The sequence below is a fragment of the Nonomuraea composti genome, from assembly GCF_012034275.1.
Classification (GTDB): domain Bacteria; phylum Actinomycetota; class Actinomycetes; order Streptosporangiales; family Streptosporangiaceae; genus Nonomuraea; species Nonomuraea composti.
In genome coordinates this window covers 1-22505 of record NZ_JAATEP010000077.1, presented here as the reverse complement: position 1 = coordinate 22505, position 22505 = coordinate 1, and the positions used below count along the sequence as shown (strand labels likewise).

Sequence of the window (22505 nt, the reverse complement as noted above, 5' to 3'; positions counted from 1 at the left end):
TGACGGCCCTCTCCCGCTTTCAGCCGGCGGCCGGGATGACGGCCTTGTCCCCCGCCGCCCCCGCCTGTCCGGCCGGTCCGGCGCCGCGCAGCGGGATCTCCTTGACGAACGCCGCCAGCACCGGCACGACGATCGCGAAGGCGATGGCCCACCAGAACACGCCGGAGATGGAGACCGCCAGCGACTCCAGCAGCCCGGTGCGGGCCTGAGCGGGGAGCTGGGCGACGGCCGCGGGGTCCATCCTGGCGCCGTTCCTGGCCAGGCCGTCGGCGGCGCGCGCTCCGAAGCGGGCGGTCAGCTCCGACAGCAGGTGGTTGTTGAAGATCGCGCCGAACAGCGAGACGCCGAACGAGCCGCCGATCGAGCGGAAGAACGTGCTGGCGCTGCTGGCGACGCCCAGGTCCTTCTGCTCGACGCTGTTCTGGGCGATGAGCATCGTGGTCTGCATGAGGAAGCCCATGCCGAGGCCGAGCACGGCGATGTAGACGCCGGTCTCCCACGAGGGCGTGCCCACGTGCATGGTCGACAGCAGCCACATGCCGGCGACCATGCCGACGCCGCCGATCACCGGGTAGATCTTGTACTTGCCGGTGCTGGTGATGGCGCGGCCCACGAAGATGGACACGACCATGGCGGCGCCCATCATGGGCAGCATCAGCAGGCCGGAGTTGGTGGCGGTGGCGCCCTGCACGAGCTGCTGGAACAGCGGCAGGAAGTTGATCGCGCCGAACATGGCGAAGCCGAGCAGGAAGCCGATGACCGAGATCAGCGTGAAGTTGCGGTTGCGGAACAGCTGCAGCGGCATGATCGGCTCGGCGGTGCGCCGCTCGGCCACGATGAACGCCGCCAGGGTCACCGCCGCCAGCGCGGCCAGGCCGAGGATCTGCCACGAGCCCCAGGCGTAGTCGTTGCCGCCCCAGGTCGTGATGAGCACCATCGCGGTGATGCTGACCGACAGCAGGGCCGCGCCCGCCCAGTCGATGCGCACGTTCCCCCGGTCGACCGGCGGCAGGTGGAGCTGCGTGACGATGAGCACCAGCGCGACCGCGCCGACCGGCAGGTTCACGTAGAAGGCCCAGCGCCAGTCGAGGTGGTCGGTGATGAAGCCGCCGACCAGCGGCCCGGCGATCATGGCCAGGGACATGACACCGGCGGTGATGCCCTGGTACTGGCCGCGCTCGCGGGGCGGCACGAGGTCGCCGATGATGGCCATGACGTTGACCATGAGCCCGCCGGCGCCCAGGCCCTGCACCGCGCGGAAGGCGATCAGCTCGGCCATGCCCCCGTCGGGGCCGCCGAACATCGCCGAGCCGGCCATGCCGCACAACGCGGAGCCGGCCATGAAGATGACGATCGAGACGATGAAGATGGTCTTGCGCCCGTAGAGGTCGCCGATCTTGCCCCAGATCGGGGTGGAGACGGTGGTGCCCAGCACGTACGCCGTCACGACCCACGACAGGTAGGTCAGCCCTCCTAACTCCCCTACGATGCGCGGCATGGCCGTGCCCACGATCATGTTGTCCAGCATGGCCAGGACCATCGCGAGCATCAGGCCGGGCAGCACGACCATGACCTCACGGCGGCGTCCGACAGCCTCCGCCACCCTTGACCCCCCAGAATTGTTGAACATTTGCTTACTTGCCGTCCGGCAAGCGTAAGATAAGGTAGATACTTACTTGCCGGCCGTCAAGTAGAAAAGGTGCGAAGTGCGGGAAGACACGCGAACCCGAATCCAGGAGATCGCGCTGAGGCTGTTCACCGAGCAGGGCTACGAGGCGACCTCCCTGCGGGAGATCGCCGAGGAGCTCGGCGTGACGAAGGCCGCTCTTTACTACCACTTCAAGACCAAGGACGACATCGTGGCGAGCCTGGTCGAGCAGCGCCTGACCGAGCTGGACGAGCTGCTGGCGTGGGTCAGGAGCCGGCCCAGGTCCCCCGAGACGCGCCGCGAGCTGGTCGAGCGCTACGCCGACAACATCCGCGCGACCCGGCACCTCGGCATCGCCCGGTTCCTGGAGCGCAACCAGACGGCGCTGCGCGACCACCCCACCCTGATCAAGATCCGTGAGCGCATGATGCAGCTCACCTCGGAGATCAGCGAGCCCGGCGCCCCGCCCGCCGAGCGCATCAGCCACTCCCTCGCGCTCTTCGCGCTGCACGCCGGCAAGTGGCTGATGAAGGAGGGCGAGCTGTCGGAGGAGGAGATCCACAAGGCGTGCCTGGAGGTCGCCTACCGGTTGCTGGAGCGATGACCGTTTTCGGCCGCGTCCCGTCCGAATTCGACGATTGGGACACGAATTCGAGGGCAGAAGGCTCGCACGCATCCAGACGGGAGGAGGCGCAGTGGAGGCTACGATGGCACTCCGACTGCCCAGGGATGCGGCGAGCGTCCCGCTGATCAGGCAGATGCTGGACGGCACGCTGCGGTCGCTCGGCGTCGAGCCGCAGGTCCGAGATGACATCGAGCTCATGCTCACCGAGGCGTGCTCCAATGTGATCAAGCACGCGTCGCCGAGCGACGACTACACGGTCAGCGCGTCCGTCCACGATCACCTCTGCGTGATCAAGGTGGTCGACAACGGTGACGGGTTCGACCCGCGCGCGGTGGCGGAGCCCGAGCCGGGCGCCGAGTCCGGGCGCGGGCTGCAGATCATGCGGGCGCTCGCCGACGACATCCGCTTCACCAACCGGCAGGAGCACGGGGCGGTGGTCTGCCTGGAGAAGCGCCTGCGCTATGCGCCGGGCGCGGCCGGGCAGCATCTCATGGCCACCTGAGGCCCTTGGCGGAGCTCCTGCCCCATCTCCTGGCCGCACCGGGACCCACAAGGTCCCGGTGCGGCCGTTTCATGCGACCGCACCCCGGTGCGGCCGTTGTTATGCGGTCACACCCCGGTGCGGCGTTCCACGGGGCGCCGGTGCAGGCGCGGGCCGTGCAAGGCGCCACTCCCCCGCGTCGGCTGCCCGCCGCGCGCGGCGGCGCCGAGCGGGAAACGGCGGCGCAGCCGGGGCGTGCCACCGCTCAGCCGCGCCCGCCGCCGCTCCGGCACCGTCTCCCCGCTGAGCTTCAGCTCCAGCCGGGGCGCCCGGTGCAGCAGCCGCCTCCAGACCCGCTCCCAGCGGGTCAGCGAGGCGACCATCGCCAGGAACGTGAGCATCGCGACGGCCGAGATGAGCAGCACCGCAAGGACGACGAGGATGAGGACGACGACCAGGGAGCCGATCGTGCCGAGCACTGTCATCATTCGGCGGAAAATGCCCGCCTACCAGCGCTTCATGCCAAAAATTGGGGATAGATCGACCTTACTTCGACCTATTGGTCTGGGCCGCCGTTGAGCTGGTCGAGCCGGCCCGGCAGCAGGTCGAGCCGGCGCAGTATGACGCCCTCGCGCAGCGCCCACGGGCACACCTCGAGCCGGTCCACCTCGAACAGGTCCATCGCCGCGTCGGCGACCAGCGCCCCCGCCGCGAGCTGCGCCGCCCGCCCCTCGGACACGCCGGACAGCTGGGCCCGCTCGGCCGACCTCATGCCGGTGAGCTTGGCGGCCCAGTCGGCCATGTCCTGGCGCGACAGCGAGCGCGAGACGTAGGGGCCCTCGCTGGAGGGCGCCGCCCCGGCGATCCTGGCGAGCTGCTTGAACGTCTTCGACGTGGCCACGGCCCGGTCGGGCTCGCCGTACCTGGCGACGTCGCCGACCGTGCGGGCGATCTCGGCGCGTACATGCTTGCGCAGCTTGCGGACCTCGTCGGCGGAGGGCGGGTCGCCGGTGAGCCAGTCGCGCGTCAGCCGCCCGGCGCCCAGCGGCAGCGAGACGGCCACGTCGGGCTCCTCATCCACGCCCGCGGCGATCTCCAGCGAGCCGCCGCCGATGTCGAAGGCCAGCAGCCGCCCCGACGACCAGCCGAACCACCGCCGCACGGCCAGGAACGTCAGCCTGGCCTCGTCGCGCCCGGACAGGACCGCGATGTGCACGCCGCAACGCTTGTCGATCTCGGCGAGGACCTGCTCGCCGTTGGCGGCCTCGCGCACGGCGGAGGTGGCGAAGGCCAGCAGGTCCTCCACCCCCTTGTCCTCGGCGAGGTGCACGGCCTCCTCGACGAAGCTGCCGAGCCGCTCGATGCCCTCCTTGCCGAGCTTGTGGTCCTTGCCGAGGTGCTCAGTGAGACGCAGGTCGACCTTGTGGGAGTAGGCAGGCATGGGCCGGGCGCCGCGGTGGGCGTCGACGACCAGTAAATGGACGGTGTTCGAGCCGATGTCCAGCACGCCGAGTCGCATGACAGAAAGCTACCGGTCTGCGGCTTTTACGGTGAAACCGAGGTGACAGGGGTCGAGCGCGGCGGACATGGCGGCCTCCAACGTGAGGTGCGGGGTGACTGAGTGCTCACGCAGGAGGGCGCACGACGCCCCGTGCCGCAGCGGGCCCGGCGCGGACATGGCCACGGCCAGCGCCCCGGCGGGGGTGACCCGGGCCGGCCGCGTGATCGTGGGCATGTTTCAGGGACTACCCTTCCTTGGTGTCGTGACACTTTGGGGGGACTGTTGAGCGCTTGTTGTGGCCCGAGCCGCGACACCGCCGGGCCGGCCGGGCACGCCGCCGTCATGAGTTCGGGGATCAGCCCGGTGATCAGTCCTGTGCGGCGGGCCGCGCCGGGCGGGCCGCCGCGCGGGATGGTGCGCATCCCCGGCGGCACGTTCCTCATGGGCGGCGACGACCCCGACGGGCGCCCCGAGGACGGCGAGGGGCCGGTGCGCGAGGTGCGGGTCGACCCGTTCTGGATCGATCCCACGTGCGTGACGAACGCGCAGTTCGCCACGTTCGTCAAGGAGACCGGCTACGTCACCGAGGCCGAGCGGATCGGCTGGTCGTTCGTGTTCCGCCAGTTCGCCACCGCCGGGGTGATGGAGGCCACGGTGCCGGGCGCGCCCTGGTGGGCGGGCGTGGAGGGCGCCACGTGGCGCACCCCTGAGGGCCCCGGCTCGACGATCGGCGACCGCCAGAACCATCCGGTCGTGCACGTGTCGTGGCACGACGCCACCGCGTACGCGGAATGGGCGGGCAAGCGGCTGCCCACCGAGGCGGAGTGGGAGATGGCGGCCCGGGGCGGGCTGGAGCGCAAGCGGTACCCGTGGGGCGACGAGCTGGCGCCCAAGGGGCGGCAGCGGTGCAACATCTGGCAGGGTCACTTCCCGACGGCGCCGAGCAAGGGGACGATGCCGGTCAAGTCGTTCCAGCCGAACGGCTACGGCCTCTACAACGTCTCCGGCAACGTGTGGGAGTGGACCGCCGACTGGTGGGGCGTGGAGTGGGAGCCGTTCGCCGACAACCCGGCCGGTCCGAGTGAGGGCACGGCCAAGGTGATCCGCGGCGGGTCGTACATGTGCCACGACTCCTACTGCAACCGCTACCGGGTGGCGGCGCGCACCGCCAACACACCCGACTCCTCGACCGGGCACACCGGGTTCCGCTGTGCGGCCCTAGTCTGATCGCATGTCACGAACCCTGCGACTGTTGATCACCGGCGGCGGCACCGGTGGTCACACCTATCCGGCTCTGACGACCCTGTCGGCCGTCCAGCGACGTCAGGTGCCGCACGACGTGCTGTGGGTGGGCACCGCCAACGGCCTGGAGGCGCGGATCACGGCCGAGCACGGCATCCCGTTCAAGGCGATCACCACGGGCAAGCTGCGCCGCCGTCCCAATCTCAAGGAGCTGGGCACCAACATCGCCGACGTGTTCCGCATCCCCGTCGGGGTGCTGCAGGCGATCGGGCACGCGGCCCGCTACCTGCCCGACGTGGTGCTGTCGACCGGGGGTTACGTGGCGGTACCGATCGGCGTGGCCGCCAAGATCATCCGTCGGCCGCTGGTGATGCACGAGCAGACGACCGTCGTGGGGCTGGCCAACCGCATCCTGGCCAGGCTGGCCACCACGATCGCGCTGTCGCACGAGTCGTCCCTGCAGTACCTCCCGGCCTCCGCCCGCGCCAAGGCCGTGGTGACGGGCAACCCGATCAGGCCCGAGCTGCTGCAGGGCAACCGGGCGGCGGCCTACGACCTGTTCGGGCTGACGTTCGAGGTGCCGCTGATCTACGTGACCGGCGGCGCGCAGGGCAGCAAGCAGATCAACACGCTGATCGCCGAGGTGCTGCCCCGGCTGCTGCCGCACGCGCAGATCGTGCACCAGTGCGGGCCCGCCTGGATCGACCAGATGCGGGCCGTGACGCTGCCGCCGGAGCTGGCCGACCGCTACCACCCGGTGCCGTACGTCGGCGGGGAGCTGGCCGACCTGTTCGCCGCCGCCGACGTGGTGATCTCGCGCAGCGGCGCCGGCACCGTCTCGGAGCTGACCGCCATCGGCAAGCCGTCGGTGCTGATCCCGCTCATCCCGACCGGCGGTGACGAGCAGCGCAAGAACGCCGGCTACCTGGCCTCGGCGGGCGCCGCGCGGGCGCTGCTGGAGCCGAACCCCACGGCCGAGATGCTGCTGGCCGAGCTGATGCCGCTGCTGGCCGACCCGGGGCTGCGGCAGGCGATGGGGCAGGCGGCGGCCAAGCTGGGCCGCCTCGACGCCGCCGACGCCCTGTGCGACCTGCTGCTGCGCGCCGCCCACTACGCCTGACCTTCGCCGAGCGCCCCTCGATCCCCCATGGTCGCGAAGACGACCATGGGGGGGCGCTCACGGCTCCAGGTGGCGGAATGCCTCCTGGGCCGAGCTCACGCTGCGCCGCAGCGCCTGCTCCAGGCGGTCGGCGTCGGCGGCCAGCCGCTCCAGCTCCGGTACGGCGAACCCGTCGGCCCCCGTCTCCGCCACCAGCTCCTCGTACTGGTGCAGCCGGCCGCGCAGCTCCTCGATCTGGTGCTGGGCGATGTAGGCCCGTTCGGCGTCGGCGACGTTGGCCGCGTACCGTTCGAGCGCCTCGACCCGCGCCAGCACGGCCTCCTCGCTGCTGTCGAGCGCCCGCGCCAGCGGCCGGGCGACGGCCTCCACCTCGGGGGTGAGCCCCTGCGAGACGGTCTCCCGGTGCTTGGCGCGCAGCCCCGACAGCTTGGCGAGCAGGCGGGCGATCTCCCACTCCTGGGCGGGCAGCATCACCCCGTTGCGTACGTCGTCGAGCAGCCCCTCGGCGTTGACCCTGGAGCCGGTCACGGCGGCGATGGCGCGCTGGGCGCGGGCGAGGATCCTGGCCGAGGACTCGTCGAGGTCCTCGGTGAGCACGTAGCGGCCCTCGTACCAGCGCAACTGCTCGTAGACCTCGCGCTCGTAGGCGTCCTCGTCGGCCTCGGGGACGTCGTTGCGGACGAACAGCACGATCATCAGCGGGATGCCGAACAGCACCATCATGAGCAGCCCGAGCCCGCGGACCGGCGCGCCGAAACCCATCAGCAGGCCCATGAAGGCCACCCCGCCGAACGCCGCGATCATGCGGTGGTGGGCGCTGGCGACGGATCGTCGCGGCTGAGGTGCCCAGCCCTGGCGCATCTTGAGCAGGACCTGACGGCTGTCCCTGAGCAGCTGGGCGTCGTCGGGTGGTACTTCGGGGTCTACTACCACATCCGCCACGAATCCGGATCCTAAGGGAAGTCAGCTACTTAGGTGGCGAAAAGCCTCGTGCGCTGAGCTGACGCTGTCGCGCAGCGCCTGCTCCAGGCGGTCGGCGTCGTCGGACAGACGGCTCAGCTCCGGCACCGCCGAGCCGTCCGCCCCAGACTCGGCGAGCAGCTCCTCGTAGGCGGGCAGCTTGGCGCTGAGGCGTTCGATCTGGTTGCGGGCGCGGTAGGCACGCTCGGCGTCGGCCACGTGGCCCGCGTACCGTTCGAGGGCTTCCACGCGGGCCAGCACGGCCCGCTGGCTGCTGTCCAGCGCGTGCGCCAGCGGCTCCGCGACGGCGGCCACCTCCGGGGTGACGCCCTCGGACACGACGTCCTGGTGCTCGGCGCGCAGCTCCGACAGCTTGGCCAGCAGGCGCGCGATCTCCCACTCCTGGGCGGGCAGCATCACCCCGTTGCGTACGTCGTCGAGCAGCCCCTCGGCGTTCACGCTGGAGTCCACGACCTGCTCGATGGCGGCCTGGGCACGGCCCATGAGCACCCGGGCGGGCTCGTCCAGCCGCTCGCGCAGCACGTAACGCCCCTCGTGGCGGCGGGCCGCCTCGTACACCTCGCGCTCCAGGGCGTGCCGCCGCTCCACCTCGGCGTCGGGCCTGGGCCGCAGCAGGACGCTCACGATCAGCAGCGCCGCCCCCGTCATGATCACCACGAACGGGGTGTAGCGCTCGGCGACGAACAGCGCCAGCCCGTACACCGACGCGATCAGGGCCGTCGCCGTGGCCGCGCCCCGCACGACGAGCCCCGCCATGGGCAGGCGCCGCCGGTGCTCGGGCACCCAGCCCGCCTGGATCCGCAGGAGCAGCTTGCGATGCTCGCGCAGGAGGGCCGCGGCGTCGTCGGGCACCGCCGGATCGACTATCACCTTCGCGGGACGTCCGGGCACCTTACCGATCCTCTTGTCGCGTTTCTGGCGTGATGTCAGCTCTCCAGGTACCGGAACGCCTCGTGGGCGGACTCGACGCTGCGGCGTAAGGTGCGCTCCAGGACGTCGGCGTCCTCGGCCAGCCGCTCGATCTCGGCCGTCCCGAGCCGGTCGGCGCCCGCCTCGGCCAGCAGCTCCTCGTAGCGGGGCAGGCGGGCGCGCAGCTCCTCGATCTGGCCGCGGGCGTGGTAGGCGCGCTCGGCCTCGGCGACGTGACCGGCGTACCGTTCCAGCGCCTCGACGCGGGCGACCACCGCGGCCTCGCTGTTGACCAGGGCCCGCTCCAGCGGCTCGATCACCGCGGCCACCTCGGGCGCGATGCCCCTGGCCAGCAGCTCCCTGTGCTCCAGGCGCAGCGCCGACAGCTTGGCCAGCAGGCGGGCGATCTCCCACTCCTGCGCGGGCAGCATCACGGCGTTGCGGGCGTCGTCGAGCAGGCCCTCGGCGTTGACGTGGGAGCGCAGCACCGACCCGATCGCGCGCTGCGCCCTGGCCAGGACGAGCCGGGCGTCGTGGTCGAAGTCCTCGGGCAGGAGGTAGCGGCCGTCGTACCAGCGGGCCTGCTCGTACACGCCGCGCTCGTGCGGGCGCTCCTCCTCGGGGGTCTCGCTCATGGACGCGATCTTCACCAGGACGATGAAGACGTACGAGCCGAGCAGGACGAACCCGGCGGCCGGAGCGGGCGAGGCCAGCAGCACCGCCATCAGCGCGATCACCACGGGGGTGGTGGCCAGCAGCAGCGCGCTGGAGGGGCTGCGGCGGCGCGCCGGGGACAGGGACGTGGGCGGCACCCACCCGGCTCTCACCCTGGACAGTAAGGGGGCATTCGCGCGTAACAGACCGGCCACCTCGCGTGGCACTTGCGGATCTACTACCACACCCACGTTCTGTCCTGGCACCCTGGCGCCCCCAACGCTCGTGATGTGTGGATATTACGTAACATTCCGCCTGGGTGTCAGCCTCCGAAAGGTCAGGACAGGGAACCACCAGTTGCGCTCCCCCATCACCTCCATGGCGGCCGGCACCAGGACCAGCCGCACCACAGTGGCGTCCACCAGCACCGCGACCGCCAGCCCGACCCCCATGACCCGCAACGCGCGGTCGTCGAAGGCGCCGAACGCGGCGAACACGCAGAACATGATCGTGGCCGCGGCGGTGATGACCCGCGCCGTCCTCGCCAGCCCCGCGGCGACCGCCCGCGAGTTGTCGCGATCCTTCAGGTACTCCTCCCTGACGCGGGACAGCAGGAACACCTCGTAGTCCATCGACAGCCCGAACGTGACCGTGAACAGCATCATCGGCACCCACGCGTCGATCGGACCCCCGCTGCCGCCGCCCAGGACGTCGAGCTGGAAGACGGCCACGACCACGCCGTAGGCGGCGCCGATGGACAGCAGGTTCACCACGATCGCCTTCAGCGGCAGCACCACGCTCCTGAAGACGGGCACGAGCAGCGCGAACGCGGCCAGCAGCACCACGCCCACCACCCAGGGGAGCCGGTCGGCCGTGTGGCGGGCGTAGTCGAGTGCGGCGGCGGTGGAGCCGGTGACCAGCACCGGCTCGGGCAGGGTGGCGCGGAGGCGGCGGACGAGGTCGTCCGTGCGCTCGTCCTGGGGGCCGGTACGGGGGATCACGATCGCGGTCCGGTCACCGGCGGGCCGCGCCTGGGCGACGCCCGGCGTGCGGGCCGCCTGCGCGACCGCCCTGCGCAACTCCTCGCCGTCTTCCTCGCCGTCTTCCTCGCCGTCTTCCTCACGGTCTCCGCTCACGGGAGCCGCCACCAGGATCAGCGGCCCCGCCATCCCTGGGCCGAACCCCTGGGCGAGCAGGTCGTGGGCGCGGCGGGTGGTGTCGGTGACCGGCCGGTTGCCCGCGTCGGACCAGCCGACCCGCAGCTGCGTCGCGGGCAGGGCCAGCGCCGCCAGCGCGACCAGCGCCGCCACCCCCGCCGTCCAGGGCCTGCGCTGCACGACCCGGCTCCACCGATACGACAGCGGCACCCCCTCGGCCCGCCTCGGCACCGCGAACCGGTCGATCCTCCTGCCGATCATCCCCAGCAGCGCCGGCAGCAGCGTGAGGGCGGCCAGCATCACCGCCAGCACCCCGCACCCGGCCGCCAGCGCCACCCCGCCGCCCAGCGACGGGCCGAGCAGGAGGATCCCGGAGCCGGTGGCGATCACGATCAGCCCGGCGAACAGCACGGACCGCCCGGCGGTGCGCATCGCCTCAGCGACCGCGTCCGCCACGCTCCGCGACGTCTCCAGCGCGGTGCGGAAGCGGGTGACGATCAGCAGGGCGTAGTCGACGCCCACGCCGAACCCCAGCATGATCGTCAGGTACATCCCGAACCCGGGGCCGCTGACGACATGCCCGAGCAGCGACAACGACGCCACCCCGCACGTCACGCCGACCACCCCGACGACCAGCGGCACCACCGCCGCGACCAACGACCGGAACGCCACCAGCAGCACCACCGCGGCGGCCACCAGCCCGACCAGCTCCGTGACCCCGCCGGGGGTGAAGTCGGCGAAGTCGTCGCCCGCCAGCTCGACCGTCACGCCTTGCGGCGGGCGAAACTCGTCGCGCAGCGCCCTGAGCCGCGTCGCCGCCTCCTGGTCGCGGTGGTCGACGGGGATGGAGGCGATCGTGCCGTCCGGGGAGACGCGCCGGGCGCCGAGGTCCACGTGGACGCCGGGGACGGCGTTCATCCTGGCGATCAGCCCGGCGACGGGATCCCGCGCGGGATCGCCGGTGAGTGCGCGGGCGAGGCCGGGCGGGGCCGACACGACCAGCGCGCCCGTCGATTCCGGGGTTGCGTCGCCCAGGAGCTCGGCGGCCCGCCGGCTCTCCGAGCCCGGCAACGAGAAGTCGTCGTCGGTGGGGCCCGGCCAGGTGGCGGCGGCCGCGACGAGCGCGGCGGTCAGCGCCAGCCAGAGGGCCACGACGAGCTTGCGGTGGCGGATGCAGAAGCGGATCATGCGGCGACGCTAGGGACGCGGGACGCGCGCGGTCGTCGTCCCGGCGCGGGCACGTGGCTACACCGATCGCGGTAGCGCCCGTAACCCGGCAGCCCCTGATCTTGGTGGAGGCCCCATGATGGCGTCATGCGCGAGCAGGAAGACCCGGGCCGCTCGGAAGCGCCCGCCACCGACGAGCGGCCGCCCCTCGCCACGGGCACCGCCTCCTCCAGCGAGAGCGACGCGGGCGGGGTACGGATGTACGCGCGGGCCTCCGGACATGGCCGGATCCACCAGGCGGGGCGCGACCTGATCCAGTACCGGACGGTGCTCCCGGAGGCGGCGTTGCGGCCGGTCGCCGAGGTGGCCGCACCGCCGTCGCTGGTGAAGGTGCCGGGGAACAGGCAGGTGTTCGTCGGGCGCGGGCCCGAGCTGGCCAAGCTGGAGGCGGCGCTGGGCACGGCCGGGCCGGTGGTCGTGGCCGCCGTGCACGGGCTGGGCGGGGTCGGCAAGTCCACGCTGGCCGCCCGCTACGCGTGGGCGCAGACCGGGCAGCGGAATCCGGTGTGGTGGATCACCGCCGACAGCCCCGAGTCGGTGCGGGCCGGGCTGGCGGAGCTCGCCGTCGCCCTGCAGCCCGAGCTGGCCTCCGCGCTGCCCCCGGAGAGCCTGGCCGAGCGGGCGCTGGGCTGGCTGGCCTCCCACGACGGCTGGCTGCTGGTGCTGGACGACGTCACGGACGTCGAGGACGCGACGCTGGTGCTGGACCGCGCGCCGTCCGGCCGGGTGCTGCTGACCAGCCGGCTCGGCGAGGGATGGCACCGGCTGGACGCCCGCGTGCTTCCCCTGGACGTGCTCAGCGAGCGGGACGCCATCGAACTGGTCGCCCGCATCATGGGCCACCGGCCCGCGGCTCCGGGACGGCCCGACCTCGACGGGGTGCGGGAGCTGGTGGCCGAGCTGGGGTGCCTGCCGCTGGCCGTCGAGCAGGCGGCGGCGTACATGCGGCAGGCCAGGCTCACCCCGCGCGCCTACCTGGAGGCGTTGCGCGAGCGCCCGGCCGTGCTGTACGACCAGGCCGCCCGCGGCTCCGACGCCGAGCGCAGCGTCGCCCGCATCTGGCGGCTCACCCTCGACCGGCTGGCCGATGTCCCCATGGCCGGCCGGGTGCTGCGCGTCCTGGCCTGGTACGGCGCCGAGCCGATCCCGCGTACCCTGCTGGACCGCCTGGACGCTCCGGACGTCCGGCATGCGCTGGGCGAGCTGGCCGCGTACGACATGATCGCTTTGGACGGCGCGGCGGTCACCGTGCACCGGCTCGTGCAAGCGGTCGCCCGCACGCCCGGCCAGGACGACCCGCACCGCCGGCCCGCCGACATCGAGGAGGCCCGCGAACTCGCCACCGGTCTCCTCGTGGACGCCCTTCCCGAGCCACGCGCACTCGGCGCCTCGCCGGCCTGGCGGGCGCTGCTGCCGCACATCACCGCCCTGACCGAGCGCGTCTCCCCCGAGACCGACACCGTGGCGACCGCCCGGCTGCTCAACCGCACCGGCGTCCTGCTACTGGACGAGGGCGCCTCGCAACGCGCGCTCGGCTGCTTCGAACGCGCGTACGCGGCGTACCGGGCGAGGCTGGGCCCCGACCACCAGGACACGCTGCAGGCCCGCGCCAACGTGGCCGGCGCCTACCTGAAGATGGGGCGGCTGGACCAGGCCATCCCCCTGCTCGAAGCGACGCTCGCCGATCAGGAGCGGGCCCTGGTGTTCGGGCCGGACAATCCGGGCGCGCTGAACACGCGCAACATCCTCGCCATGGCCTACCAGGACGCCGGGAACCTGGCCAAGGCGATCCCCCTGCTGGAGGAGACCCTCTCCGGCCGCGAGCGGGTGCTCGGCCGCGACGATCCCGCGACGCTGATCTCCCGCCTCAACCTGGCCGCCGCCCACCGGGAAGCCGGAGACCTGGGGACGGCCATCCCGCTCCTCGAATCCACCCTCGCCGACTGCGAGCGCGTGCTGCGTTTCGCTCACTCGGACACGTTGGCCGTCCGTCACGTCCTGGCGACCGCGTACCAGGACGCCGGGCTCCCGCGCCGGGCCATCGAGATGTTCGAGGACACGATCGCCATCCAGAAGGTGGTGCTGGGCGATGACCATCCGGCCGTGCTCATCTCGCGTGACAACCTCGCCGGCGCCTACCTGAAGGCCGGGGAGCCGGACCGGGCCGTGTCCCTGTTCGAAGCGGTCGTCGCCGACTTCGAACGGGTGCTGGATCCCGACCATCCCGACCTGTTCATCGCCCGCAACAACCTCGCCGACGCCTACCTGAGGACCGGCAGGCCGCGGGAGGCCCTGCCCTTGCTCGAAGCGACGCTCGCCGACCGCATGCGCGTGCTGAGCCCGGACCATGCCGACCTCCTGGCATCGTTCAACAATCTCGCCCGCGCCTACGCCGCCGTCGGTGATCTGGACCGGGCGATTCCCCTGCTCGAAAGGACTCTGGCCGGGTGCGAGCGGGTGCTGGGGGCGGATCATCCGCGCACTCGGGAGGTACGGGACGCGCTGGCGTCACTCAGGAGAGCCGCCGGGGAGCGGTCATGATCATCCGTGGCCGCGATCACCTTTGACCATGATCACCCGCGGCCGGGATCGCCCGTTACCGCGATCAGCCGTGACCTGGATCGCCCTGCCCTTGACTGTGATCACCCTTCACCGTGCTCTCCCGGGCGGACCAGGCCGCTCTCGTAGGCGATGACGACGAGCTGGGCGCGGTCGTGCGCCGACAGCTTGGCCATCATCCGGTTCACGTGCGTCTTGACCGTGAGCGGGCTCATGAACAGCTCCTCCGCGATCCGCGCGTTCGTCAGCCCCTTGGCGACCCTGGCCAGCACCTCACGCTCCCGGCCCGTCAGGCCGCTCAGCCGCCCCTCGTCCAGGACCGCCGGGCGCGCGGTGAACTCCTCGATGAGCCGCCGCGTCACCTGCGGCGACAGCAGCGCGTCACCCCGGGCGGCAACGCGGACGGCGTGCCGGATCTCGGCTGGTTCCGCGTCCTTGACGAGGAAACCGGAGGCGCCGGAGCGCAGCGCCTCGTACACGTACTCGTCCAGGTCGAACGTGGTGACCACGACGACCCGCACGCCGGTGCCGGCCAGGGCGCGGGTGGCTTGGAGCCCGTCGAGCTCCGGCATGCGGATGTCCATCAGCACGACGTCGGGGCGCAGCTCGCGCGCCAGCCGCACCGCCTGCGCTCCGTCGGCGGCCTCACCGATGACGGTGAGGTCGTCCTCGGTGTCGAGGAGCGCCCGCAGGCCGGCCCGGACGAGAGGCTGGTCGTCGGCGAGCAGGACCGTGATCACGCGGGCAACCGGGCGGTGACGCGGAAACCGCCTCCGGGCGCCTCCCCGGTGCTGAGCCGGCCCCCCACGGCCGCGACGCGCTCCGCCATGCCGGTGAGCCCGTGCCCGTGCGGCGCCCGCCCACCCCGCCCGTCATCGTCCACCCGCACCGTCACCGCTCCCACCTCGTACGTCAGCGTCACGCTCGCCCTGGTGGCGCCGGCATGCCGCATGGTGTTGGTCAGCGCCTCCTGAACGACACGGTAGACGGTCAGGTCGGCAGCGGCCGGCAGGCTGCGGCGCTCACCTTCGACATCCAGGGTCACCGGCAGCGCGGCGTTCTCGATCAGGCGGGGCAGCTGCGCGGAGCCGGGCTGCGGAACGAAGTCGTCCTCGACAAGACGGGAATGCCACACGGATCGGGCCTGCCGAACGCGACCATCCTCAGCCCCACCGGGACAGCCGGTACCACCGGCGCCACCGGCGCCTCCCATGCGGCCATCACCGCCCACGCCGCTTACGCCACCCGCGCCACCTTCATCACCCATGTCACCCGCGCCGCCCGAGCGGCCGGTGCCGCCCGTGCCGGCGGCGCCGCTCGTCCCGGTGGCACCCGTGCCGTTCGAGCCGTTCAAGCCGTTCGTGCGCAGGACACCGAGGATGGCCTTCATCTCCGACAGGGCCTGCCTGCTCGACGAGCGGATCACCCCGAGCGCGGCGGCAGCTTCTGGCGGCCCGCCGGCGCGTTCGACGGCCTCGGCGGCGACGGCGGCGTGCAGGGCGATCACGGACACCGTGTGCGAGGTGACGTCATGCAGTTCCCTGGCCACCCGCAGCCGCTCCTCCTGGGCCCGCCGCCGCGCCTCCTCCTCGCGGGTCCGCTCGGCGTCGGCGGCCCGCCGCTCGACCTCGGCCGTGTACGCCCGCCGCGCCCGCGACGCCTCCCCACCCTGCGCGACGGCCAGGACGATCAGCGTCCAGAGGATCACGGCGGTCACGACGTCGGCCTCGGCACGCACGACGGCGACCACTCCGGGCACCGCGACGAGGAACGCCGCCCCCACCCACCCCATGACCCGGCGACGCCCGTCGGCGATGGTGACGAACAGGGCGATCAGGGCAGGCGCCGGCCACAGCGCGAGCGCGTACCCAAGGGTGAAGACGGCGGCGGCCGCTCCCGCACACACCGCCAGCGCCACCTCGGGCCGCCGCCGCCACCAGGCGAGCCCGAGCACCGTGGCGGCCAGCAGCACGTGCCCGAGCACGTCGAGCGGCCGGGCGCCCGGCTGGTTGCCGAGCGCCATGGCGGTGGAGGAGTAGACGACCACTGCCATGCCGCACATCAGGGCGATGGTCCGCATGGCCGCACGCTAGTGCACGCCCCACCGGACGGGCGATACCGCCGACGCGGTATCCGGACTACGCCTCGCGCCGTACCCCCTGATGGCGCCCCGAAGCCGGCGCGCGCCGTGGCCAGTACGTCAGCCGAGGCACGCCCCCGCCGTACCTACTGACAGCACCCACAAGGCGGCGCACGCCACGACCGACACGGCAACCGGAGCACACCCCCGCGCCGTATCCACTCATGGCACCCAGAACCCAGCGCGCACCACGACCGACGCGGCAACCGAAGCGCACCTCACGCCGCATCACATGACCGGCACGGCAACCGGAGCACGCCTAACGCCGTCCCCCATGACATCCGTCATACAGCCCCGGCTGACGTACGGCACTACACCCGGCACCACCCGTTCCCGCAGGCTACTGGCATGACGAAAAGCGTATGGGAGATGAGGGCCGTCACGAAGACCTACGGCCCGGTCACCGCGCTCGCCGACGTCGATCTCGACGTCGGCGAGGGCGAGACGGTGGCGGTGCTCGGCCCGAACGGGGCGGGCAAGAGCACGTTGTTGTCCATCGCGCTCGGCCTGCGCACGCCCGGCTCGGGCACCGCGAGGGTGCTCGGCCGCCCGCCGCTGGAGGCGTTACGGGCGGGCCGGGTCGGGGTGCTGCTGCAGGAGTCCGGGCTGCTGGAGGACGTCCGGGTGGGCGAGCTGGTGGCTGCGGTCGCCGGCATGTACCCGAGGCCGCTGCCGCCGGAGCGGGCGATGCGGGCGGCGGGTGTCGAAGACCTGGCGAGGCGGCGCGTCGGGGCGCTGTCGGGCGGGCAGCGGCAGCGGGTGCGGTTCGCGCTGTGCGTGGTCGGCGACCCTGACGTGCTGGTGCTCGACGAGCCGACGGTCGGCCTCGACGTGGAGGGCCGCCGCGCCCTGTGGCAGGAGGTACGCGCGCGGACGGCGCAGGGCCGCACCGCCGTCTTCGCCACCCATTACCTGGCCGAGGCCGACGACTACGCCGACCGGGTGGTGCTGCTCGCGAGCGGCAGGGTCGTCGCCGACGGCTCCGTGGCCACGGTGAAGTCGCTGGTGGGTGGCAGCGAGGTGCGGTGCACGCTGTACGACGCGGACCTCGACGACCTGGAGATCCTGCCGGGGGTGCTGCAGGTGAGCGTCGAGGGCCGCTCGGTCACGCTGCGCACGAAGGATTCCGACGCGACGCTGCGCGGGTTGTTCGCGATGTTCGACGACGTCAGAGACGTACGGGTGGAGAGCACAGATCTGGAGAGCGCGTTCGTGAGCCTGACGGGAGAGGGGCGGGGCTGATGGGGTCGTACCTGAGACTGGAGCTGGCGCGGGGTTTCCGCAACCCGGTGGGGCTGATCATGACCACGTTCTTCCCGCTGGGGCTCTACCTGCTGTTCACGCTCGTGCTCGACGTGGCGCCGAAGGGAATCGGCGACGTCGGGGCGTACACGATGGTGTCGATGGCCACCTACGGCGCGATGGGTTCCGCGTTGTTCATCGGGGGCGCCATCGCGCTGGAGCGCTCCAAGGGGTGGCTGGCGCAGCTCGCGGTCACGCCGCTGCCCGCGCACGGTTACGTGGCGGCCAAGCTGGTCAGCGGCGCGGTCACGGTGCTGCCGAGCATCGTCGTGGTGCTGGCCGGCGGGGCGTTACTGACCGGGGTGCGGCTGCCGCTCGGCACCTGGCCGCTGCTGGTGGTGCTGATCTGGGCGGGCGCGCTGCCGTTCGCGGCGCTCGGCACGGCCTTCGGCTACTCGATCAAAGGGCAGGTGGCGAGCCTGGCCATGATGATCGTCTACTTCGTCCTGACGGTGTTGGGCGGGCTGTGGCTGCCGGTGGAGTCCATGCCTGAGGGCATGCGCGTGGTGGCCGAGTACAGCCCGGCGTACGCGGCCGGCTCGCTCGGCTGGCGGGCGCTCGACGGCCTGGCGCCGTCGGGCTCGTCGTCGGGCTCGTCGCTGGCCGTGCTGGCGGCCTGGACGGTGCTCTTCGCCGCGCTGGCCCTGTGGCGTTACCGTCGGGCAGTATGACGGTCGGAGAGCCATGACGGTGGCAGAGCTGGATGTCGGCAGGGGCCGCACGGCCGCCAGGGTGGGCTCGGCCGCCTGGCTGCTGCTGATCACCTGGCCGCTCTGGTCGTTCCTGGCCTCCGGGCCGGGAGCGCCGGCGGTGGTGGCGGCGCTGGGGCTGGTGGCGGTGTTCGCGGCCTGCTGGCTGCCGATCATGTGGCGCATGCTGAGCCCCCTGCCCAACACGCCACTGCCATGGGCGCTGGCCGGCCTGACCGCGTCGGGGCTGGCGCTGCTGCCGCTGTTCGGGGCGCCGTGGGCGTACACGTCGTTCGTGTTCGCGATCAGCGCGTTCGCCGCGTCACTACGGGTCCGCGCCTTCGCCGTGGCGGTGGTCGCGACGGTCGCCGTGGAGGTCCTCGCGCTGCTGTGGGCCGGCGCGCCGATGTCGCAGGTGTGGTGGGTGCCACTGATCATCGTGGTGCAGACGGCGGCCGTGTCGGCGATGAAGAGCATGGGCCTGCTCATCGCCCGCCTGAACGCGGCCCGCCTCGAGGTGGCACGCCTCGCCGTGGAGAACGAACGCCTGCGCTTCGCCCGAGACCTGCACGACACCCTCGGCCACACCCTGACCTCGATCACGATCAGAAGCCAACTCGCCGCCCGCCTCGCCACGACCGACACCGAACGCGCCGCCCGCGAAATGACGGAGGTGGAGCAGACCGCCCGACGAGCCCTGGACGAGGTACGCCACGCCATCGCCGGCTACCGAGCACCATCCCTGTCGGAAGAACTGGAAACCGCCACCCGCAACCTGGGCGTGGCCGGAATCGAGGTCACCGTCTCCCCCGCCGACGGCCCCATCCCGCCGGCCGCCGAGGCCCAACTAGCCTGGGCGGTAAGAGAAGCCGCCACGAACGTCCTCCGCCACAGCCGCGCCCGCCACTGCCACATCCACCTACGCGTGAACGACTCTTCGGCAGCAGTGGAAGTCCTCGACGACGGCCACCCCACCACCCACCCCCAAGGCGACCACCGCCCCACCGCCCCCGACACCGGCGGCCACCGACCCGCCGAGCACCGCCCGGCCGAGCATCACCCCACCGACCGCCAGCCCGCTGCGGACCATGATTCCGATGGCCACCTCCCCCACGACCGTCCCGCCCATGGCCGTCGGGGGAAGGGCAACGGGCTGACGGGGCTCGCTGAGCGGATCGGGGCGGCGGGTGGGCGGCTGGAGGTGGGCACGCTGCCCGGGGGCGGCTACCGCCTGTACGCGCAGGTTCCCCTGGAGGCGGCATGATCAAGGTGCTCATCGCCGACGACCAGGATCTCGTCAGGGGCGGCCTGGCGGCGCTGCTCGGGCTGGAGGACGACATCGAGGTGGTGGCCGAGGTGGGCCGCGGCGACGAGGTGCCGGCGGCGACGGCCGAGCACGACCCCGACGTGGTCCTGCTCGACATCGAGATGCCCGGTTTGTCGGGCCTGGAGGTGGCCGAGCGGCTGCGCGACCGGCGGGTGATCATCGTGACCACGTTCGGCCGGCCCGGCTACCTGAACAGGGCGCTGGAGGCGGGCGTGGCCGGGTTCGTGGTCAAGGACGCCCCGGCCGCCGAGCTGGCCGCGGCGGTGCGGCGGGTGATGGCCGGGGAGCAGGTCATCGACCCGAAGCTGGCCGTATCCGCCCTGACCACCGGCCCCAGCCCGCTCACCCAACGGGAGGCCGAGGTACTCCGCATGGCGTCCGGCGAGCCGACCGTGGCAGCGATCGCCCGGCGGTTGTTCCTGACCGAGGGAACGGTACGCAACTACCTGTCGTCGGCCATCGGCAAAACGGGCGCCCGCAACCGCGCGGAGGCCGTCCGGGTGGCGGAAGAACGAGGCTGGCTCTGAACCCGCAGGAACGTGGCCGGCTCCGGACGTGGAGGGACGCGGCCGGTTCTGAGCGCGGAGGGGCGCTGCTGGATGGACCTGGAGGGATGCGGGTGGCCTGGGCGCGGAGAGGCGCTGCTCCATCGACCCGGGGGGCGGGTGGCGCCGGGCACGGGGGGCGTTGCTGTGGGCAGGGGCGGGCGGAGGGGGTGGCCTCTGGGCACGGGTGGCGCTGCTCGGGTCAGGGGGTGGAGGGAGGTGGGTGGCTCTGGGGTACCGCAACGCTAGCCTGCCGAAGGTGTGGTTATGTCGGCGTTATGGCGGGAGGGCCACACTTGTCGGCATTTGAGGATCTTGGGGGGCGCGGTGCGGGTTCTGGTCGCTGAGGATGAGCGCATGCTTGCCGACTCGATCGCAGAAGGGCTGCGGGGAGAGGCGTTGGCGGTGGATGTCGCCTATGACGGTGAGGCGGCGTTGGAGCGGCTCGGGGTGCATGACTACGACGTGCTGATCCTCGACCGGGACCTGCCGGGCACCCACGGTGATGAGGTGTGCCGGGCCGTGGTGGAGCAGGGGTGGCTGGTGCGGGTGCTGATGTTGACGGCGGCGTCGGATGTGCGGGCGCGGGTGGCGGGGTTGTCGCTGGGGGCCGACGATTATCTGCCGAAGCCGTTCGCGTTCGAGGAGCTGGTGGCGCGCGTGCACGCGCTGGGGCGGCGGGCGCGCAAGGCGGATCCGCCGATGCTGGAGCGGGCGGGGGTGCGGCTGGACTGGGCGCACCGGCAGGTGTTCCGCGACGGGCGGTACGTGCCGCTGGCCCGCAAGGAGTTCGGCGTGCTGGCCGAGCTGCTGCGGGCGCAGGGTGCGGTGGTGTCGGCGGAGACGCTGCTGGAGAAGGTGTGGGACGAGCACATCGACCCGTTCACGAACACGGTGCGCACGACGATGATGAAGCTGCGTAAGAAGCTCGGCGAGCCCCAGGTCATCGAGACCGTTCCGGGATCGGGGTATCGGATCCCATGAGCGTTCGTATGCGTTTCGCCCTGGTCTGTGCCGGGGTGGTGCTGATGCTGGGTGGCCTCGCGCTGACGGGGGTCTATCTCGCGGCGCGGCAGAGCCTCGAATATCGCGCCGGCGTGTTCACGCCCGCCAAGTTCGCGGTCGACAGCTGGCGGGAGTTCTACCGCTATCAGGACATGTACGAGATCGCGCGCAGTCGCTCGATGCAGGTGCACGCCGTCTACCAGCGCGACACACCGGAGACGGTGCGTAACGTCGGCGCGGTCGCGCTGCTGGCGGCCACGGCGCTGGCGTTCGGGATCGGGTGGCAGAGCGCGGGCTGGATGTTGCGGCCGCTCAGGAGGGTCACCGAGACGGCGCGGCGGGTGGCGCAGAGCGGCGACCTGACCGAGCGCATCGCCTACGACGGCCCCCGGGAGGAGATCAAGGAGCTGGCCGACACCTACGACATCATGCTGGGGCGGCTGGCGCGCGCGTTCGACGGGCAGCGCAAGTTCGTCGCCAACGCCTCCCACGAGCTGCGCACCCCGCTGACGATCAACCGCACGCTGGTGGACGTGGCCGTGCGGCGGCCCGACGCGACCGACGACGTCAAGCGGCTCGGCGAGTCGCTGCTGCTCGTCAACGCGCGGCACGAACGGCTCATCGACGGCCTGCTCGCGCTGGCGGAAGGCGAGCAGGCGGTGCTCGACCGGCGGCCCTTCGACCTGTCGGACGTGGCCGAACACGTGCTCGACCAGGCGGCGGCCGAGGCGGCGGAGCGCGAGGTGACGATCCACCGGCTGCTGGACTCCGCGCCCACGGCGGGCGAGGCGGTGCTGGTGGAGCGGCTGGTCCAGAACCTGGTCGAGAACGCCATCCGGCACAACCAGCCCAAGGGCGAGGTGTGGGTGACGACGCGCGGGCGGGCCGACCGGGTGGAGCTGGTCGTGGCCAACACGGGGCTGCCGGTGCCGCCGTACGAGATCGAGACGATCTTCGAACCGTTCCGGCGGCTGCACGGCGACCGGTTACGGTCTGATCGGGGCAGCGGGCTCGGCCTGTCGATCGTCCGGGTGATCGCGGAGGCCCACGGCGGCACGGTGCTGGCCAGGCCACGTGACGAGGGCGGCCTGACGATCACGGTGGAGCTGCCCGCCGCCGACGAGCCCGGGTCCTGAGGTGGTCGGGGCGGGGCGTCCCAGCGGAGCGGCCCGCCGCAGACGAGGCCGAGCCTCAGACGGTGCATCCTGGCAGAGCGGCGCGCCGCCCACGAGTCCGAGCACTGAGGCGGCGTATCCCGGTGGAGCTGACCACCACCGGCGAGGCAGGGCGTCTCAGCGGAGCTGACCGCCGCCGACGAAGAGGCGATCGGAGGCAGGCGGCTCGGTGAAGCTGGCCAACGAAGAGGCGATCCGAGGCAGGCGGCTCGGTGAAG

General features: G+C 72.3%; 21 protein-coding genes. 11 read left to right on the top strand and 10 right to left on the bottom strand.

The window, feature by feature from the left end; genetic code table 11:
• Positions 1–19 precede the first annotated feature (19 nt).
• Entirely contained in the window at positions 20–1603 is a 1584-nt protein-coding gene (locus HCN51_RS52500; RefSeq protein WP_346434132.1) for an MDR family MFS transporter, read from the bottom strand.
• A 103-nt stretch (positions 1604–1706) separates the two neighbouring features.
• On the opposite strand from HCN51_RS52500, the gene HCN51_RS52495 reads away from it, so the two are divergent.
• Positions 1707–2252 (top strand): TetR family transcriptional regulator, encoded by a 546-nt coding sequence (locus tag HCN51_RS52495; protein WP_168020933.1) that lies wholly within the window; start codon positions 1707–1709, stop codon positions 2250–2252.
• 103 nt (positions 2253–2355) lie between these two features.
• A complete protein-coding gene (locus tag HCN51_RS52490; protein WP_206068941.1) occupies positions 2356–2775 on the top strand; it encodes an ATP-binding protein in 420 nt (139 codons plus the stop codon).
• Between the two features lie 107 nt (positions 2776–2882).
• On the opposite strand, the gene HCN51_RS52485 is transcribed toward HCN51_RS52490, so the two are convergent.
• The 3 genes from HCN51_RS52485 to HCN51_RS52475 all read right to left on the bottom strand — a co-directional run bounded on the left by HCN51_RS52485 (position 2883) and on the right by HCN51_RS52475 (position 4489).
• Positions 2883–3242 (bottom strand): hypothetical protein, encoded by a 360-nt coding sequence (locus HCN51_RS52485; protein WP_168020931.1) that lies wholly within the window; start codon positions 3240–3242, stop codon positions 2883–2885.
• A 68-nt stretch (positions 3243–3310) separates the two neighbouring features.
• Positions 3311–4273 (bottom strand): Ppx/GppA family phosphatase, encoded by a 963-nt coding sequence (locus HCN51_RS52480; RefSeq protein ID WP_168020929.1) that lies wholly within the window; start codon positions 4271–4273, stop codon positions 3311–3313.
• Positions 4274–4282: 9 nt separating this feature from the next.
• Positions 4283–4489 (bottom strand): hypothetical protein, encoded by a 207-nt coding sequence (locus HCN51_RS52475; protein WP_080040344.1) that lies wholly within the window; start codon positions 4487–4489, stop codon positions 4283–4285.
• Between the two features lie 45 nt (positions 4490–4534).
• On the opposite strand from HCN51_RS52475, the gene HCN51_RS52470 reads away from it, so the two are divergent.
• Positions 4535–5482, top strand: coding sequence for a formylglycine-generating enzyme family protein (locus HCN51_RS52470; protein ID WP_487353035.1), 948 nt, complete (start codon positions 4535–4537; stop codon positions 5480–5482).
• A 4-nt stretch (positions 5483–5486) separates the two neighbouring features.
• Positions 5487–6617 carry a UDP-N-acetylglucosamine--N-acetylmuramyl-(pentapeptide) pyrophosphoryl-undecaprenol N-acetylglucosamine transferase gene (locus HCN51_RS52465; protein ID WP_168020925.1) on the top strand — a complete coding sequence of 377 codons (1131 nt, stop codon included), beginning with the start codon at positions 5487–5489 and terminating at the stop codon, positions 6615–6617.
• A gap of 57 nt (positions 6618–6674) precedes the next feature.
• Here HCN51_RS52465 and HCN51_RS52460 read toward each other — a convergent pair whose 3' ends face one another.
• The 4 genes from HCN51_RS52460 to HCN51_RS52445 form a co-directional block, all read right to left on the bottom strand.
• Complete coding sequence (locus HCN51_RS52460) at positions 6675–7559, bottom strand: hypothetical protein (protein WP_346434130.1); 885 nt, start codon at positions 7557–7559, stop codon at positions 6675–6677.
• A 21-nt stretch (positions 7560–7580) separates the two neighbouring features.
• Positions 7581–8489, bottom strand: coding sequence for a hypothetical protein (locus HCN51_RS52455; RefSeq protein ID WP_346434129.1), 909 nt, complete (start codon positions 8487–8489; stop codon positions 7581–7583).
• Positions 8490–8524: 35 nt separating this feature from the next.
• Positions 8525–9334, bottom strand: coding sequence for a coiled-coil domain-containing protein (locus HCN51_RS52450; protein WP_346434128.1), 810 nt, complete (start codon positions 9332–9334; stop codon positions 8525–8527).
• A gap of 126 nt (positions 9335–9460) precedes the next feature.
• The gene (locus tag HCN51_RS52445; RefSeq protein WP_168020923.1) at positions 9461–11506 is read right to left on the bottom strand and encodes an MMPL family transporter; all 2046 of its coding nucleotides are present in this window, start codon (positions 11504–11506) and stop codon (positions 9461–9463) included.
• 126 nt (positions 11507–11632) lie between these two features.
• Here HCN51_RS52445 and HCN51_RS52440 point away from each other — a divergent pair, with 126 nt between their 5' ends.
• The gene (locus HCN51_RS52440) at positions 11633–14086 is read left to right on the top strand and encodes a tetratricopeptide repeat protein (RefSeq protein ID WP_168020921.1); all 2454 of its coding nucleotides are present in this window, start codon (positions 11633–11635) and stop codon (positions 14084–14086) included.
• A 101-nt stretch (positions 14087–14187) separates the two neighbouring features.
• Here the strand turns inward: HCN51_RS52440 and HCN51_RS52435 are convergent, their stop codons facing one another.
• Positions 14188–14844, bottom strand: coding sequence for a response regulator (locus tag HCN51_RS52435; RefSeq protein ID WP_168020918.1), 657 nt, complete (start codon positions 14842–14844; stop codon positions 14188–14190).
• Positions 14841–16184 (bottom strand): sensor histidine kinase, encoded by a 1344-nt coding sequence (locus HCN51_RS61940; protein ID WP_168020916.1) that lies wholly within the window; start codon positions 16182–16184, stop codon positions 14841–14843. Before HCN51_RS61940 ends, HCN51_RS52435 begins: the two co-directional genes overlap by 4 nt.
• A gap of 408 nt (positions 16185–16592) precedes the next feature.
• Here HCN51_RS61940 and HCN51_RS52425 point away from each other — a divergent pair, with 408 nt between their 5' ends.
• From HCN51_RS52425 to HCN51_RS52400, 6 genes are all read left to right on the top strand, one after another.
• Positions 16593–17486, top strand: coding sequence for an ABC transporter ATP-binding protein (locus tag HCN51_RS52425; RefSeq protein WP_168020914.1), 894 nt, complete (start codon positions 16593–16595; stop codon positions 17484–17486).
• The gene (locus tag HCN51_RS52420; protein WP_168020912.1) at positions 17486–18217 is read left to right on the top strand and encodes an ABC transporter permease; all 732 of its coding nucleotides are present in this window, start codon (positions 17486–17488) and stop codon (positions 18215–18217) included. Before HCN51_RS52425 ends, HCN51_RS52420 begins: the two co-directional genes overlap by 1 nt.
• A 13-nt stretch (positions 18218–18230) precedes the next feature.
• Complete coding sequence (locus HCN51_RS52415) at positions 18231–19499, top strand: sensor histidine kinase (RefSeq protein ID WP_168020910.1); 1269 nt, start codon at positions 18231–18233, stop codon at positions 19497–19499.
• Positions 19496–20089, top strand: coding sequence for a response regulator transcription factor (locus HCN51_RS52410; RefSeq protein WP_168020908.1), 594 nt, complete (start codon positions 19496–19498; stop codon positions 20087–20089). The genes HCN51_RS52415 and HCN51_RS52410 overlap by 4 nt, the downstream gene beginning before the upstream one ends.
• A gap of 345 nt (positions 20090–20434) precedes the next feature.
• Positions 20435–21091 (top strand): response regulator transcription factor, encoded by a 657-nt coding sequence (locus HCN51_RS52405; protein ID WP_080040356.1) that lies wholly within the window; start codon positions 20435–20437, stop codon positions 21089–21091.
• 8 nt (positions 21092–21099) lie between these two features.
• Positions 21100–22248 (top strand): sensor histidine kinase, encoded by a 1149-nt coding sequence (locus HCN51_RS52400; RefSeq protein ID WP_206068939.1) that lies wholly within the window; start codon positions 21100–21102, stop codon positions 22246–22248.
• Positions 22249–22505 lie beyond the last annotated feature (257 nt).

Coding starts and splice junctions, on each gene's coding strand:
- HCN51_RS52465 (WP_168020925.1), top strand. CDS start 5,487: ATGTCACGAACCCTGCGACTGTTGATCACCGGCGGCGGCACCGGTGGT.
- HCN51_RS52440 (WP_168020921.1), top strand. CDS start 11,633: ATGCGCGAGCAGGAAGACCCGGGCCGCTCGGAAGCGCCCGCCACCGAC.
- HCN51_RS52475 (WP_080040344.1), bottom strand. CDS start 4,489: ATGCCCACGATCACGCGGCCGGCCCGGGTCACCCCCGCCGGGGCGCTG.
- HCN51_RS52420 (WP_168020912.1), top strand. CDS start 17,486: ATGGGGTCGTACCTGAGACTGGAGCTGGCGCGGGGTTTCCGCAACCCG.
- HCN51_RS52410 (WP_168020908.1), top strand. CDS start 19,496: ATGATCAAGGTGCTCATCGCCGACGACCAGGATCTCGTCAGGGGCGGC.
- HCN51_RS52445 (WP_168020923.1), bottom strand. CDS start 11,506: ATGATCCGCTTCTGCATCCGCCACCGCAAGCTCGTCGTGGCCCTCTGG.
- HCN51_RS52485 (WP_168020931.1), bottom strand. CDS start 3,242: ATGATGACAGTGCTCGGCACGATCGGCTCCCTGGTCGTCGTCCTCATC.
- HCN51_RS52415 (WP_168020910.1), top strand. CDS start 18,231: ATGACGGTGGCAGAGCTGGATGTCGGCAGGGGCCGCACGGCCGCCAGG.
- HCN51_RS52400 (WP_206068939.1), top strand. CDS start 21,100: ATGCGTTTCGCCCTGGTCTGTGCCGGGGTGGTGCTGATGCTGGGTGGC.
- HCN51_RS61940 (WP_168020916.1), bottom strand. CDS start 16,184: ATGCGGACCATCGCCCTGATGTGCGGCATGGCAGTGGTCGTCTACTCC.
- HCN51_RS52490 (WP_206068941.1), top strand. CDS start 2,356: ATGGCACTCCGACTGCCCAGGGATGCGGCGAGCGTCCCGCTGATCAGG.
- HCN51_RS52425 (WP_168020914.1), top strand. CDS start 16,593: ATGACGAAAAGCGTATGGGAGATGAGGGCCGTCACGAAGACCTACGGC.
- HCN51_RS52480 (WP_168020929.1), bottom strand. CDS start 4,273: ATGCGACTCGGCGTGCTGGACATCGGCTCGAACACCGTCCATTTACTG.